This window comes from Microbulbifer hydrolyticus, assembly GCF_009931115.1.
Classification (GTDB): domain Bacteria; phylum Pseudomonadota; class Gammaproteobacteria; order Pseudomonadales; family Cellvibrionaceae; genus Microbulbifer; species Microbulbifer hydrolyticus.
Genome location: NZ_CP047491.1, coordinates 654,006 through 668,441, shown reverse-complemented (window position 1 = coordinate 668,441; position 14,436 = coordinate 654,006). Strand labels below are relative to the sequence as shown.

General features: G+C 58.2%; 11 protein-coding genes. 8 read left to right on the top strand and 3 right to left on the bottom strand.

Annotation, left to right across the window (positions count from 1 at the left end; genetic code table 11):
• The first annotated feature begins 16 nt into the window (after nucleotides 1-16).
• From GTQ55_RS02790 to GTQ55_RS02780, 3 genes are all read left to right on the top strand, one after another.
• Complete coding sequence (locus GTQ55_RS02790) at nucleotides 17-1,324, top strand: DASH family cryptochrome (protein ID WP_161857369.1); 1,308 nt, start codon at nucleotides 17-19, stop codon at nucleotides 1,322-1,324.
• 181 nt (nucleotides 1,325-1,505) lie between these two features.
• A complete protein-coding gene (locus GTQ55_RS02785) occupies nucleotides 1,506-3,038 on the top strand; it encodes a cryptochrome/photolyase family protein (RefSeq protein ID WP_161857368.1) in 1,533 nt (510 codons plus the stop codon).
• Between the two features lie 122 nt (nucleotides 3,039-3,160).
• Nucleotides 3,161-3,898, top strand: a complete 738-nt coding sequence (locus GTQ55_RS02780) for a glycine zipper 2TM domain-containing protein (RefSeq protein ID WP_161857367.1) — start codon at nucleotides 3,161-3,163, stop codon at nucleotides 3,896-3,898.
• Here the strand turns inward: GTQ55_RS02780 and GTQ55_RS02775 are convergent.
• Nucleotides 3,892-4,821 (bottom strand): helix-turn-helix transcriptional regulator, encoded by a 930-nt coding sequence (locus tag GTQ55_RS02775; RefSeq protein ID WP_161857366.1) that lies wholly within the window; start codon nucleotides 4,819-4,821, stop codon nucleotides 3,892-3,894. The genes GTQ55_RS02780 and GTQ55_RS02775 overlap by 7 nt on opposite strands.
• A gap of 232 nt (nucleotides 4,822-5,053) precedes the next feature.
• Between GTQ55_RS02775 and exaC the strand changes: the two genes are divergently transcribed.
• Both exaC and GTQ55_RS02765 read left to right on the top strand, forming a co-directional pair.
• Entirely contained in the window at nucleotides 5,054-6,574 is a 1,521-nt protein-coding gene (gene exaC / locus GTQ55_RS02770; RefSeq protein ID WP_161857365.1) for an acetaldehyde dehydrogenase ExaC, read from the top strand.
• A 177-nt stretch (nucleotides 6,575-6,751) separates the two neighbouring features.
• On the top strand, nucleotides 6,752-7,957 hold the full coding sequence (locus tag GTQ55_RS02765) for an APC family permease (protein ID WP_202620658.1): 1,206 nt from the start codon (nucleotides 6,752-6,754) through the stop codon (nucleotides 7,955-7,957).
• 14 nt (nucleotides 7,958-7,971) lie between these two features.
• On the opposite strand, the gene GTQ55_RS02760 is transcribed toward GTQ55_RS02765, so the two are convergent.
• Complete coding sequence (locus GTQ55_RS02760) at nucleotides 7,972-8,661, bottom strand: glutathione S-transferase (protein WP_161857363.1); 690 nt, start codon at nucleotides 8,659-8,661, stop codon at nucleotides 7,972-7,974.
• Between the two features lie 58 nt (nucleotides 8,662-8,719).
• Nucleotides 8,720-11,644, bottom strand: a complete 2,925-nt coding sequence (locus GTQ55_RS02755; RefSeq protein WP_161857362.1) for a M16 family metallopeptidase — start codon at nucleotides 11,642-11,644, stop codon at nucleotides 8,720-8,722.
• A gap of 285 nt (nucleotides 11,645-11,929) precedes the next feature.
• Between GTQ55_RS02755 and GTQ55_RS02750 the strand changes: the two genes are divergently transcribed.
• The 3 genes from GTQ55_RS02750 to GTQ55_RS02740 all read left to right on the top strand — a co-directional run bounded on the left by GTQ55_RS02750 (nucleotide 11,930) and on the right by GTQ55_RS02740 (nucleotide 14,427).
• Entirely contained in the window at nucleotides 11,930-12,349 is a 420-nt protein-coding gene (locus GTQ55_RS02750) for a hypothetical protein (RefSeq protein ID WP_161857361.1), read from the top strand.
• Nucleotides 12,346-13,302, top strand: coding sequence for a hypothetical protein (locus tag GTQ55_RS02745; RefSeq protein WP_161857360.1), 957 nt, complete (start codon nucleotides 12,346-12,348; stop codon nucleotides 13,300-13,302). Before GTQ55_RS02750 ends, GTQ55_RS02745 begins: the two co-directional genes overlap by 4 nt.
• Nucleotides 13,303-13,782: 480 nt before the next feature.
• Nucleotides 13,783-14,427: a hypothetical protein gene (locus tag GTQ55_RS02740; RefSeq protein ID WP_161857359.1), complete on the top strand. Its 645-nt coding sequence runs from the start codon at nucleotides 13,783-13,785 to the stop codon at nucleotides 14,425-14,427.
• Nucleotides 14,428-14,436 lie beyond the last annotated feature (9 nt).

Genomic DNA, 14,436 nt, shown 5'->3' with positions numbered 1-14,436 from the left:
TGGAGCACACCCACAAATGAATCTCGTCTGGTTCCGCAATGATCTGCGCAGCAGTGATCACCAGGGGCTTGCTGAAGCCTGCGACAACGCACAACGGCGAAGCGGCAAGGTAGTCGGCCTCTACTGCTTCGATCCGCGTCATTTTGACAGGGACCGGTACGGATTTCGGCGTACGGAAAAATACCGCGCACAGTTTCTGCTGGAAACCCTCGAGGATTTGCAGCGGCAGCTCGCCGTGATCAATGTTCCGCTACTTGTCTACCACGACCACCCGGAAGTAGTGATCCCGGATCTGGTGTCGTCACTCGCCATTAGCGACATTTACCTGCAGCGCGAATGGACCCGCGATGAGCGACTGGTGCAAAACGCGGTCATGTCCGCAGAAGGCATGGCGCAGGTGAAGCTGCACGAAAGCGATGATCAGTTCCTTCTGCACCCGGACGACCTGCCCTTTACCCCACAGGAACTCCCGCGCGTGTTTACGGCGTTCCGCAATGCCTGCGAGCAACAGTGGTCGGTGCGCGCACCGGTTCCACGCCCCACGCCCATGCACGCGGAAAACTGGGCACTCGCAACCTCACCAGATTTTTCCATGTCATTACCGAGCCTCGAACAGCTCGGGCTGGAAAGTTTTACCGCAGACCCACGCAGCGCCTTCCCGTTTAACGGCGGCGGGGCGGCGGCACAGCGGAGAATCCAGCATTATTTCTGGGAGACCGAAAACCTTACCCGCTACAAGCAGACCCGCGACGGACTTCTGGGCATCGACTACAGCAGCAAGCTGTCACCGTGGCTGGCCAACGGCAGTATGTCTCCGCGGCAGGTGTACTGGCAGATCCAGGAGTTCGAGCGCGACGTAAAAGCCAACGAGGACACCTACTGGCTGGTGTTCGAGCTACTGTGGCGGGATTTCTTCAAGTACGTAAGTCTCAAGCATGGCGACCAGATCTTTCGACTTGGCGGCATCCTTGAGAAAGACTATGAGTGGCAGCGCGACCCGCGGGAGCTCGAACTCTGGATCAACGGCGAAACCGAGTACGACTTTGTTAATGCCAATATGCGCGAGATAGCTGCTACCGGCTGGATGAGCAACCGTGGCCGTCAGAATGTCGCCAGCTATTTTGCCCGTGAACGCCAACAGGATTGGCGCATCGGCGCTGCCTATTTTGAGAGCCTGCTGCTCGACTACGACGTACACAGCAATTACGGCAACTGGATGTACAACAGCGGCGTGGGTAATGATCCGAGAGACCGGCGGTTTGATATCGAGCGACAGGCGAATCTTTACGACGCCGATAAGCGGTACCGCCAGTTGTGGCTGTAACCCTGGCACGCCTTAAGAAGAATCCTGCCAATCATTGGCATCCATCGACTGGTGCGGAAGATATTCTTATATACAGCCACTGCACCCCAACCATACCACTGCACCTCGGGGACATTGGGAAAACCGCGCTCACGCGCTGACCGCTGGCTCTAGCAACCGGCAGCTTCCGGAGGACGCCAACTTGAAAACCCTGCGACTCATCCTCGGCGACCAGCTGAACCACCAGCACTCCTGGTACCACAACGACGATAACGACACCCTCTACTTTATTGCCGAGATGCGCCAGGAGACCGACTACGTCAAACATCACATCCAGAAAGTGGTCGCCTTCTTTGAGGCCATGGAACAGTTTGCCCAGTGGCTGCGGGACCGCGGCAAAAAAGTCGTGTACTACAAGCTCGACGGCAAGAACAACACACAAAAACCGGGCACCAACATTGCCGCGCTGATTCAGGAGCGCGGCATTGAAAAATTCGAGTATCAGCTGCCGGATGAATACCGCCTGGACCAGCAGTTAAAGCAGTTGGCCGACGATCTCAGTATCGAAGTCGAGGCATTCGATACCGAGCACTTCCTCACCACCCGCGACGAACTGGCGGCGTTCTTTGAAGATAAAGAATCCCTGCTGATGGAAAGTTTTTACCGGCATATGCGCCGCAAGCACGACATTCTGATGGACGGGGACAAGCCGGCGGGCGGCAAGTGGAACTTCGATGCCAGCAACCGCAAGAGGTGGACCGGCAAGCCGGAGATTCCCCACGAGAAAGGCTTCCGCAAGGATGTGCGCGGCACGGTGGCGCGCATCGAAAAAGCCGGGGTTCAGACATTCGGCAATATCGACGCCGAGCATTTCAACTGGCCAGTCACGCGGGAAGATGGCCTGAAAGCACTGCGCTATTTCTGCACAAACCTGCTGCAACACTTTGGCGACTACCAGGATGCCATGGACCCGGAGCAGGTCTACCTGTTCCACAGCCGCCTCAGCTTCGCCATGAACAGCAAGCTGTTACACCCGCGGGAAGTGATCGACGCGGTGGTGGAACACTGGCAAGCACATGGCGATCGTATTTCGATCAACGAGGTGGAAGGGTTCGTGCGGCAGATTCTCGGCTGGCGGGAGTACATGCGCGGTGTCTACTGGCGCGAGATGCCGGGCTATGCGCGCTGCAACCGGTTGCGCAACCAGAATGACCTGCCGGACTTCTACTGGACCGCAGACACCAAGATGAACTGCCTGCACCACGCCATCAAGAACAGCCTGGACCACGCCTACGCCCACCATATCCAGCGGCTGATGATCACCGGTAACTTCGCCCTGCTGGCCGGCGTGCATCCCGACCAGGTGGACCAGTGGTATCTGGGCATTTACATCGACGCTATCGAGTGGGTCGAGATCACCAACACCCGCGGTATGAGCCAGTATGCCGACGGCGGGCTCGTGGCCACCAAGCCGTATATCAGCAGCGGCAGTTACATCAACAAGATGAGCAATTACTGCAAAGGGTGTCACTACCAGGTAAAAGAAAAAACCGGCGAAGACGCCTGCCCGTTCAACAGCCTGTACTGGCACTTTCTGGCAGAGAAGCGCGAACAGCTTGCTGGCAACCACCGCATGGCGATGATGTTCAGCCTGCTGGACAAGTTCTCCAAAGACGAGCTGGCAGCGCTGCAATCCCGTGCAAAGGCCATCCTCCGCTCCCCGCAAGACTACTAACTGGCGGAGCGCACGCTATTTAATCCCCGTCCCCAAAACGCTGACTCATTCACTGTCTGTTCAGATCGCCGTTGTTACTATCTGCGCCAACAGCTATCCACAGAACCCAGCGAATAATGAGCATGAAATACTTGACCACCGCCATCGCCGCACTGCTGTGCGGCACCCTGTCCGCCGGCCTGTACGCGGAACCCCCGGAAGGCCGCGGCTGGAAGAAGCACAAGAAACACCACAAGCACGAGTACAAGGAAGAGTACTGGGACGGCAACTGCAAGGTTGAGCGCAAGTGGAAGCGCAACGGCGACTACGAGGAAGAGCGCAAATGCAAGGCCCGCCGCGACTACGGCCACCATCACCACGACCGCGGTACCCGAGTGGTTGTGCTGCCGCCCTGGTTTGACCAGCGGGCCCCGGAACCGGAATACCGCCCCGAGTGGCGTCCCGCCCCCGCCCCACAGACCACGGCCACACGCTGCAACAGTTCTCAGGTGGGTAGTGTGCTGGGCGGCCTGATCGGCGGTGTGATCGGGCACCAGATTGGTGACGGCCGCGGCAATACTGCGGCAACCATCGGTGGTGCCATCGCCGGGGTATTGGTGGGCGGTAAGATCGGCCGACAGATGGACCAGCGCAACCAGGCCTGTGTGGCGCAGGCCCTGGAATTCGCCCCGGAGGGTGAGCGTATTACCTGGCAGAACGAGAACAACGGCTACAACTACGCGGTAACACCCGGTGCGTTTGAACAGCGCGGCGACCAGTACTGCCGCTCCTTCGTGACCGAGATTGTCGGACAGGACGGCCAGCGCACACAGGATGTTGCCTGCCGCCGCCAGGACGGCACCTGGGCACCCGCCTACTGAGCGCCCGGCTGAATAGATCTGGCCATTGCCCCGTTGCGGTACTGCTTCGGGCTCTGGCCGAATTCCTGCTGAAAACGCCGGCTGAAATGACTCAGGTGGCGGTAGCCCAGGTCAAAGCACACCCGCGTCACACTTTCGCCACGGGCGAGTCGGTCCCTCGCGGCCTGCATCCGCAGGTGCTGCTGGAATTCCGCCGGGGTACACCCCAGGTGCTTCTTGAACTCACTGTAGAAGCGGCTGCGGCTCATACACGCGATTTTGCTGAGCTGCGCGGTATCCAGCGGCTGGTCCAGGTGCAGCTGGATATGGTGAACCGCCGCGCCGAGACCATTCACCTCCGGATTGTTTTCACACACCTTCAATAAAAACGTGCGCATCTGTTCCCGCAGCATGCGTACCACCAGCTCACTCACCCCCAGGTCGACCAGAAAATCCCGGTCGCCCGAGTTCTCGGTAAACGTCGTCACCAGTCGCTGCAACAGCTCCTGGGTGGCAGGACTGTGGCGGGTATGGATCAGCGAGTCCGGGCGATAACGCCAGTCTTCAAACTCCCGCTGTAACGGCGCGGCGCCGTTCAGGCGTGAACAGATATTCTCCACCCGGTCCCGTGCGATCTCGATGGTGAGACAGGAGGTGGGATTCTCCAGGCGCGCATCGGGGAAGTCGATTTCCACGTGTTCGCCGGGCGCCATGACAAACGATTCCCGCGGCAGGAATTCCGCGTCGTAATCGCCCTGGGCGTGCATGATTTTGCGGCCGCTGATCATGCCGCAATAGAGGAGTTCGCCCGCCGAAAGCCCAACGCGCTCGGCCGGCAGATAGGTGTCGTAGACGCTGAGTTCGGAACTGGGGCCCGCAAACGATACCCGGTTCTCGATCAGCTCGCGGGGCTGTTGCCGACCGCGGACCATCGCTTTAGTCATATTTTTATTGTCGTGTTGTCGATTTCCGCCCCGACTCCGTGTGCTGGATTCAGGATCAACGGATCTGTACTCACAGGAAAGTACACCGTACCCGGAGCCGTTATTTTCATTCCTCGACAGCGGAATAAGTGGGTTATGCACCCGGCTTTAAAGATTACTCCCCGGACCAGAAGATAACAACGCTGCCCGCAACCCGGGGAACAGAATAATCAGCTCAAAGAGGAATTCAGCGATGATCTACGTACAACCCGGACAGGATGGCGCTCTGGTCAACTTCAAACCGCGCTACGAAAACTTTATCGGCGGCCAATGGGTAGCGCCGGTCAACGGCAACTATATGCCGAACATCTCCCCGGTCACCGGTGAGGCATTTTGCGAGGTGCCCCGCTCCACGGCCGCGGATATCGAGCTGGCGCTGGATGCCGCGCACGCCGCCAAAGACGCCTGGGGCAAAACCGCCGCCGCGGAGCGCGCCAACATCCTGCTGCAGATTGCCGACCGTATGGAACAGAACCTGGACATGCTCGCGGTAGCGGAGACCTGGGACAACGGCAAGGCTGTGCGTGAAACCCTCGCCGCCGATATTCCGCTGAGCGTGGATCACTTTCGCTATTTCGCTGGCTGCCTGCGCGCCCAGGAAGGCAGTATGGCGGAACTCGATGAACACACCGTTTCCTACCATATTCACGAACCGCTGGGCGTGGTCGGCCAGATCATCCCCTGGAACTTCCCGATCCTGATGGCCGCCTGGAAGCTCGGCCCCGCGCTGGCGGCAGGCAACTGCGTGGTACTGAAGCCTGCCGAGCAGACCCCCGCCTCCATCCTCGTGCTGATGGAACTGATTGGCGACCTGCTGCCGGAGGGCGTGCTTAACGTGGTGAACGGCATCGGCGAGGAAGCGGGCCAGGCACTGGCCACCAGTACCCGCATTGCCAAGATCGCGTTTACCGGCTCCACCGCCGTCGGTGGCCATATCCTGAAGTGCGCTGCGGATAACCTGATTCCCTCCACCGTCGAGCTGGGTGGCAAGTCCCCCAATATCTACTTTGCCGATGTGATGCAGCAGGAAGAGGCCTATATCAGCAAGTGTGTGGAAGGCTTGGTGCTGGCGTTCTTCAACCAGGGTGAAGTGTGTACCTGCCCGTCCCGCGCACTGATCCAGGAATCCATCTACGACGAGTTTATGCAGCAGGTGGTCGAGCGCACCAAATCCATCGTGCGCGGCAACCCGCTCGACCTGGAAACCCAGGTCGGCGCGCAGGCCTCGATGGAACAGTTCGACAAGATCATGACTTACATCGAGATCGGCCAGCGCGAGGGGGCGGAAGTGATCTTCGGAGGCGGTGCGGAAAAACTCGGTGGCGCTTTCCAGAAAGGCTATTACGTACAGCCCACTCTGCTGAAGGGCCACAACAAGATGCGTATTTTCCAGGAAGAAATCTTCGGCCCGGTGGTGGGTGTGACCACCTTCAAGGACGAGGCAGAAGCCCTCGCCATTGCCAACGATACGGAATACGGCCTGGGCGCCGGCGTGTGGACCCGGGATATGAACCTGGCTTACCGCATGGGCCGCAATATCCAGGCTGGCCGCGTATGGACCAACTGCTACCACCAGTACCCGGCCCACGCCGCCTTCGGTGGCTACAAAAAATCCGGCATCGGCCGCGAGACCCACAAGCGCGCGCTGGAGCACTACCAGCAGACCAAGAACCTGCTTGTCAGTTACGACACCAACCCGCTGGGTTTCTTCTAACCCGGCGACATCATCCCTGGACGGGATCCCTCCGGTAAGATTTTTCGGGGAGCACCAGCTCCCCTTTTTTATCCACACCAGAATTCCCCTGTGGAAAACTGCAGACTTACCTCTTCCCCGAAATGCCAACAGCTGGTTAACTTGGCTACTTTGGCTTGTGTCACCGGAGGCAATGGAGTGTCTGACAAGGTCACGCTGAAGCGATCCCTTTCCCTGCCGGCAACCAGTTTCTACGGTATCGGCACCATTATCGGTGCAGGCATCTACGCCCTGATTGGCAAGGTCGGCGGTGAAGCAGGCGTCTCTCTTCCCTACGCTTTTTTACTGGCGGGAATTATTGCCGGGTTTACCGCTTTGTCTTACGCGGAACTTTCTTCCCGGTATCCGCAGAGTGCAGGTTCTGCCGCCTATATTTTCCAGGCCTGGCAGCGTCGCTGGTTTGCGCAGCTCGTGGGTGTACTGGTGGCCATTACCGGTATCGTCTCGGCGGCGACCATCGCCAATGGTTTCGTCGGTTACCTGGAACTCTTTATCCAGGTGCCGGAATACCTCGCCATCAGTGTGCTGATTATTGTCCTCGGCTTGATTGCGCTGTGGGGAATCAACGAGTCCGCGCTGACGGTAACCCTGATTACCCTGATTGAAGTCGGCGGACTGCTGTTTGTTATTTTCGTCAGCCGCGAAGCACCCGCTGTGCAGGAGTGGCAGCAGGTGCTAGCCATCCCGGACATGTCTGCCTGGCCCGGACTGCTGGTAGGCAGCTTCCTCGCGTTTTATGCGTTTATCGGCTTCGAGGATATGGTGAACATTGCCGAGGAGGTGAAAAACCCACGCCGTACACTGCCGCGCGCAATCCTGATCGCCATTGTCGTATCCACATTACTGTACATGCTGGTAGCCGCTATCGCGGTGCGCACTGTCGCCACCGATGAGCTGGCACAGAGTGGCGCACCACTGGCCGCACTGGTAAGCAATGCCGGCTACTCCACGGCGTTTATCGGGGTGATCAGCATGTTTGCAGTAGTGAACGGCGCGCTGGTACAGATCATCATGGCCTCCAGGCTGCTTTACGGCATGGCGAAAAAAGGCATGGCTCCGGAGCTGTTTTCCCGCATCAATGCCAGGACCCAGACCCCGGTCGCCGCTACCGTACTGGTGGCGGGTTGCATCCTGGTATTTTCCCTGTGGCTGCCGCTCACCGTCCTGGCCAAAATCACCGCGTTTATCATGCTGGTGATTTTCTCCGTAGTGAACCTGTCCCTGGTCGTCGTCAAACTGCGCCGGGAACAAAACGACGCGAACATAATCCGCTATCCACTGTGGTGCCCGGTAACCGGCTTTGTCATGTGTGTTGCGCTGATTGGCTTTCAGTTACTGGTGTGAATGCACCGGCGGAGTCACTGCCCGAGCAACGCACGCAATGACCGCTCGATCTGCCCGCCGCAGTAGCCGCGCTCCCACGTCGCGCGCCGCTTTTCCAGCAATGCGCGAATAGAGTCTCGCGCCTCGATCCGCTGCACCAGTTTGGCAATATGCGGTGCGTTGTCCTGCAGGTCCTGCGCCAGCGTCGGAAAGCTGTACGCCATGGTGCCAAACAGTGCGGTGGTGGCGATATCGGCCACGGACAGCGTCGAGCCCAGCAAATAGCCGCCGCCACTTTTAAAGCCGTGCGCCAGTCCGGTGCTCTCAAAGGTTTGCATCCAGTCCGGCAGGCGGCCGTAGCGGAACTCCTCCCACGCGGCCTTTTCCCACATCACCTGCCCGTTGAAGTTGGTGATTTCCATCAACACATCGTTGCAGTCGAGGATAGCCTTCAGCGCCAGCGTGTGGGTTTCCGCGCGCTTGGGTAGCAGGTCGTATTCCCGCGCCAGGTGCATCAGGATCGCCGGCATCTGCGCAAAGTAGGTTTTACTGCGGCATTCATAGAGATACGGCGGGGCGATGCCGGGGTTGGTGATTTTCAGGCTGCGTTGCGGGTAGATATCACTGGCATCATGCCGGGAATACTTTGCCCCGGCCTCCGCCAGCAGCATCTCGATAAACACGCCGCGGAAGGGCAAATCCCAATAGTAGAGTTTGTAGTCCATGACAAGCTCCGGTAAAGCGTACAAAAAAGGCCCGCCAATAGCGGGCCTGACGAGCGTGTTACTCCGCGGATTTTTTCGCTGTCGGCTTATCCTTATCCAGCACGGTCGGCTCACCCAGCCCGAGCTTTTCCAGTCGCTCCAGCTGGGTCGCGCGGTCGCCCACCACCAGCCAGATCATCGAGCCCGGTTGCATATAGGTCTCGGCGATGTTCTGCACCTTGTCCACGGTCATTGCCTTGGCGATTGCCTCGCGCTCGCGCACATAGTCGGCGGGCCAGTCGTATTTGCTCATGTTTTCCAGCAGCCCGAGCTTAGCACCGGCGGTCTCGAAGGCGCGGGTGTTGGCGCGGACGAGATAGGAGCGGGAGTTTTCCAGGTCGGCCTCGGTATAGGTAGGCGCATACTGCTTGAGGATGTCGCGAATCAGCTGTACAGACTCCGGGGTGACATTGGCGCGCACACTTGTGCCAATGGCGAACTGGCCCCCGGTCTTGTCGGCGGACACGCTGGAGCCGATGCCGTAGGTGTAGCCCTTGCCCTCGCGCAGTTGCTGCATCAGGCGCGAGGCAAAACCGCCGCCGCCGAGGATGTAGTTGGTGAACACCGCCGGGTAGTAGTCGTCCGACACCGCCGGCATTGCCGGGCGGCCGATGCGCAGGACCGACTGCTTGGCATCCGGCACATCCACAAAATAGATGCCCGGCTCGGCCGGCTCAGATTGCGGATCGGGAATTTCCACCGGTTTGGCGGGCCACTGTTTGGCCAACTTTTCCGCTGCGGCGAGGAACTGTTTCTGGGTGATATCCCCCACTACATGGGCGCGGGCCACGGACGGGGACAGATAATTTTTGTAGTAGGCCTTGAGGTCATCCATGGTGATGGCCGCCACGGATTCCTCGGTTCCCGTTCCGCTGTAGCCGCGGATGCTGTCGTCACCGTGCAGCAGGCGCGCGAAGGTTTTGCTGGCAATGGCATTGGGTTCGGCCTCGGCCCGTTTGATCTGGCTCAGCACACTCTTCTTCGCCAGCACCAGTTCTTTCGCGTCCCAGCGCGGCTCCAGCAGCATCTCCTGCAACAGCGCGAACACTTCGTCGAAGTTGCGCGCCAGTGTGGTCACATCGAAGCGGAAGGCATCCCGCGCCGCGGATACGCTGATGTTGGCACCCAGCATCTGGATGGCGGTTTCCAGCTCTTCCGGGGTGCGGTTTTTGGTGCCGCGCTCCATCAGCATGGCGGTAAGGTTGGCCACGCCGGTCTTGTCGATACTCTCCTGCAACTGGCCGCCGTCGATCACCAGGCTGAAGTTGACCGTAGGCACCTCGTCGTTGTCGATGCCGTACACCTCGATGCCGTTGCTCAGCTCGCTCTGCCACACCTCCGGCACCGCCGTCTGCGCCGGCTCGCCGTAGGCAGGTTCTTTGTTGCGGTCGATCTTCGACGGAGTTTTCTCGTACTCGGCCAGGGCAGAAGCATCCACCGCCTCCTCGGCGCCGTTCACGATCTGTTCTTCCACCACCTCTGCCGCGGTGGAATCCGCCAGCGCAAGCGCCTTCTCCCCCTTGGGCACAAAGCTCACCGCCACAAAGGGTTTGTTGTCGATGTACTTCTGATACACGCGCTTAACGTCTTCCGCGGTCACCGCCAGCAGACGGGCGATATCCTCACTCACGTAGCCGGGGTCGTTCGCGTAAATCTGGTACTGGGCCAGCTGGAAACCCTTGCCCAGCACGCTGGAAAGGCTGTTGTAGAACGCCACCTCCTGGCCGGCCTTGATGCGCTCCAGGTCCTGTTCGGCAATGCCCTCCTTCTCGAACAGGGCGAAGGCCTTCTGGATACCCGCATACACCGCATCCAGGTCGCCGCCGGCAAACGCCTGCACCTCCAGCTGCACCTGCCCCGCCAGCTCGGACTGATAAGCGCCCATGGAAACACGCGGGGTCAACTGCTGGTCCTCCACCAGTACCCGGTACAGGGGCGCGCGCTTGCCGTCGGACAGGTATTCCGTCAGCACCGCCAGCGGGTAACTGTCCGCGCTATAGCGCGGCACCGTGGGCCAGGCCAGGGTCAGCTGCGGCTGGCGGGCGAAGTTGTCCTCGTAGTAGCGGCGCTTGGTCTCCTTCAGACTGGCGGGCTGCTTGGGTGCGCGCTCGATGGGCTCGCCCCTGGGTATCTCGCCGAAGTACTTCTGCACCAGTTCCTTCGCCTGCTCGGGATCAAAATCCCCGGCAACAACTAACGTCACGTTGTTGGGTACATACCAGCGGCGGAAGAAGGTCTTCACATCGTCCAGGGTGGCGTTGTCCAGATCCTCCAGCGAGCCGATCACCTGCCAGCTGTAGGGGTGACCCTCCGGGTAGAGATTGCGGTCGATCACGTACTGGGCATGGCCGTAGGGGCGGTTGTCCACACTCTGGCGCTTCTCGTTCTTCACCACCTGCTTTTCTTTCGCCAGCACCGGCTCGGTCACCGTATTGATAAACCAGCCCAGCTTGTCCGCCTCCGCCCACAGCATCTTTTCCAGTGCGTCTTTGGGCACCGTCTGGTAGTAATTGGTGACATCGCGGGAAGTGGAACCATTGGCCCCGGAACCGCCAATGCGCGCACTCATCGCATCCAGCCCGCCCTTGCCCAGGTTCTCCGACTCCAGGAACAGCAGGTGCTCGAATAAATGCGCAAACCCCGTGCGCCCTTCCTTCTCGCGCGCCGAACCCACATGGGCCGTGAGGGATACCGCGACGACCGGATCGGAGCGGTCGATATGGAAGAGGACGTTGAGACCGTTATCCAGCTGGAATTGCTGGTAGTCGATGGAGAAGTCCGGTGCGGACTCAGAAGTGGACTGGGCACTCGTCTGCACCCGCGATTCGGGCTCGGGCGCGACTTGTTCCATTTCCGGCTTGGAGCGGTCGCAGCCGATGAGGCCGAGGGACGGGATGGCTACAGCGGTAAGCAGCGCCAGCGAGGCGGTCAGGTTGCGGAGCATGGGGCGTTCCTTTGCATTGTTATGCAGAGGAAGATAGCAGGACTGGTTGCGCTGGGCGACAACGCTTATCGCCTGTGGCTGGCATCCTTCTCTATAGCAACGACCCTGGGCAGGCCAATCGTCATACCGGTAGTGAGCAACTGCTTACACACCTCGATTACACGTCATTACATGCCAACCTCAACGAATGCACTTTTCACTATCGGTATGGCACAATAATCTTCTACGGGACGCAGATCACATAAAAAGCATGTGATCTCACAACAATAAACAGGGAAGGCTCCCATGTCATGGACCAAAACCAATATGGCCGCCGGTGCGGCCTGGGGTATTCTGGCACATCCGGAAGTGGCGCAAATCAATGCGGAACTCACACCCTTTGCCAGTGCCGCCAACTATTCCCTGGCAATGCTGCGCTACTACAACCCCGAGTCCTCAGCGGAGCACCAGAGAATCAAAGCCGTAACCCTCGCCGATAAATTTACCGCTTACCTGTTCCACTTCTACCGCCCCGCCATCGAAAACCTTTCCGCGGAGGAAGACCGCACACTACGCGTGAAAAAGCTGGAAGAGAAACTGATAGCACTTTTTAAGTCCCCTGAAGGCAAAACCCTGGACGACCTGGCACAACTGCTAGACGCACATCTGATGTTTGCCGATGAAGTACATGAGGAAGTGGCAGCGGAAATAGAGGGTGAGGTATGAAGGCAAAAAGGATTCCCACAAGCCTGTGCATAATCGCCCTGCTCTGCTCAGCAGAAGCCAGTGCCGAAAGCTCGCTCAAGAACTCCATCAAACTGGCCGCCATAACCTCCAGCGAGACCGGTCGCACCGGGCTAGGCGTACAGTTTGACTTCAAGGATATCGCGCTGGGGTTTGTCAACTTCAATGCGCGCGGCACCTATGCCTTTGATGACGAAATTCGCTCTCAGGACCTGATGCATTTCGGCCTTGATGCCGAGCTGGTGACCATCGGCGATTGCTATGAAGTGCCAGCCGATACCGGCCATGGACCTATCGCCATTCCACCGGGACAAATCCCCGGCACGCCCGATGACACCGGCCCGCGCAGCCAATGCCCGCTGGGTAGCTGGAAAATAAAAAGCGAACTGAGCTACGAGACGGACCAAGACTTTACCAATAAAAACACCGTCGCCGGCCTCACCGCCGCCTGGGCAATGCCTGAAGCCCGTGAAAGCCATGTATTCCGACAGTTTTACTCCCTGCTCGACCTGGTGCCCAGCCTGATCCGCTCCGCCACCGGCCGCCCGGACGCCAACCGCCTGTTACTGGAATCCCCCGTGGTATCTCTCACCATAGGCCAAGTAGACCCACAGGAAGATGAAGTGCGAGAGCAGTTATTGGGCAAGCTAGACCACTACTATCGAAGCGCTGCCGAAGTATCCCTGACCACACCGATAGCCAAGTTTGATGGACGCGATGTGATACTAGCGTATGACTACCGTTATTTTCGCGAACTGGATGCGGAGCAAGCAGTGAAAGACGCAAAACTGCACCGTAGCCGGCTAATACAGCTTTCATTGCGCATGCCTAGTGACAATGAGCGCGGCTATGCGTTTATTGGATATTCTTCGGGGCGTTTGCCGTTTGGAATAGATGACGAGGTGCTGAAGGTAGGATGGAATTATCAGCTCTAAGGTATTTGAAACCTAAGGGGCGGGAAGTTATTGGCAGAACCAAGTCCTTCCAGCGGGGGTGGCACAAGATCAAATATAGGCAGCATGTTGAGCAACTAAAAGCGCGACAAGATCCCGGCGCAGAAAGGCCCTTCCCCAAATGCGGCAGGCAAATGGTAAAGCATGCAGGCAAGCAAGAACCAAACAAAGGAAAGCAGTACAGGAGTTGCCCCGCATTTCCAGATTGCAGAACGATTCAAAACTTTGCCTGACAAAACTTCCCGCGAATAATTCCAGCAACCTGAAATAGCAGCGACATTTAGATACATGCAAAAAATATTTAGAAGCCCTATTTACCAGTTTCTGGTTAACATTTCCCCTTGGGCTGTAATCTTTCTGCTGACCACTTCTTGGGAACCACTATTCGATCCTGCCCCCAAAAAGGGGAGCCTTACCCCCTTGAGCGGAACAATACAGAGTATTGGCAAGAGTAGTGGTGTAGTGAACACCGAGAAAGGCAAGGTAAATGTGAAGTATGAATGCCTGTGTAATTACACCTGGAATGAAAAGGATTTTGTCAAAGGCATGCCATATACCGCACTTGGTCAACCCAAAGGCGATGACTACTATCTATGGGACCTGAAGATAGGTGAGCGCAACATCGTGTCTTATGAGAGCGCTGCTACTGAGATTCTGGAACGCCGGGATTGGGCGCTAGCCTATGTTGTTCCTGCAATGATTCTGTTCGCGCTACTGTCGATTCAGCTTGCGCTCCAGACACTAAGAAAGCACCGCCTGCAGAAAAGTAAAAAGCCGCTTTACCCACTATTGGATCAGCTCTACGACCAAGAGCAGAGCGATGAAGTACGGCTAACGATCTTACCGAAGATTTTGAAGTTCGATCCGGAAGATACACTCGGCCCACTTGAATTTATGGCTACACAAAATACTAACAGCGAGGCTTTCCTTACACGACTGGGAGCGGAACTCGGCAAGTTGTGGAGCAAGCTTGACATTGAAGAACTTGAAAGTATCACTCTGGTTCAGCCAGCCGCCAAACGTGCTGCCATTGAAGTCCTTAAAAAGCGGGCGCCTGAATTGAATGCCGAACTGAATACTCTCGGCGCACTCAAGCTGGGCCACTGATGGCTCCCG

What these genes read in the sequence shown, in the direction of transcription:
- GTQ55_RS02790 (WP_161857369.1), top strand. Translation starts at nt 17, where the DNA reads ATGAATCTCGTCTGGTTCCGCAATGATCTGCGCAGCAGTGATCACCAG.
- GTQ55_RS02745 (WP_161857360.1), top strand. Translation starts at nt 12,346, where the DNA reads ATGAAGGCAAAAAGGATTCCCACAAGCCTGTGCATAATCGCCCTGCTC.
- GTQ55_RS02780 (WP_161857367.1), top strand. Translation starts at nt 3,161, where the DNA reads ATGAAATACTTGACCACCGCCATCGCCGCACTGCTGTGCGGCACCCTG.
- GTQ55_RS02760 (WP_161857363.1), bottom strand. Translation starts at nt 8,661, where the DNA reads ATGGACTACAAACTCTACTATTGGGATTTGCCCTTCCGCGGCGTGTTT.
- exaC (WP_161857365.1), top strand. Translation starts at nt 5,054, where the DNA reads ATGATCTACGTACAACCCGGACAGGATGGCGCTCTGGTCAACTTCAAA.
- GTQ55_RS02775 (WP_161857366.1), bottom strand. Translation starts at nt 4,821, where the DNA reads ATGACTAAAGCGATGGTCCGCGGTCGGCAACAGCCCCGCGAGCTGATC.
- GTQ55_RS02750 (WP_161857361.1), top strand. Translation starts at nt 11,930, where the DNA reads ATGTCATGGACCAAAACCAATATGGCCGCCGGTGCGGCCTGGGGTATT.
- GTQ55_RS02755 (WP_161857362.1), bottom strand. Translation starts at nt 11,644, where the DNA reads ATGCTCCGCAACCTGACCGCCTCGCTGGCGCTGCTTACCGCTGTAGCC.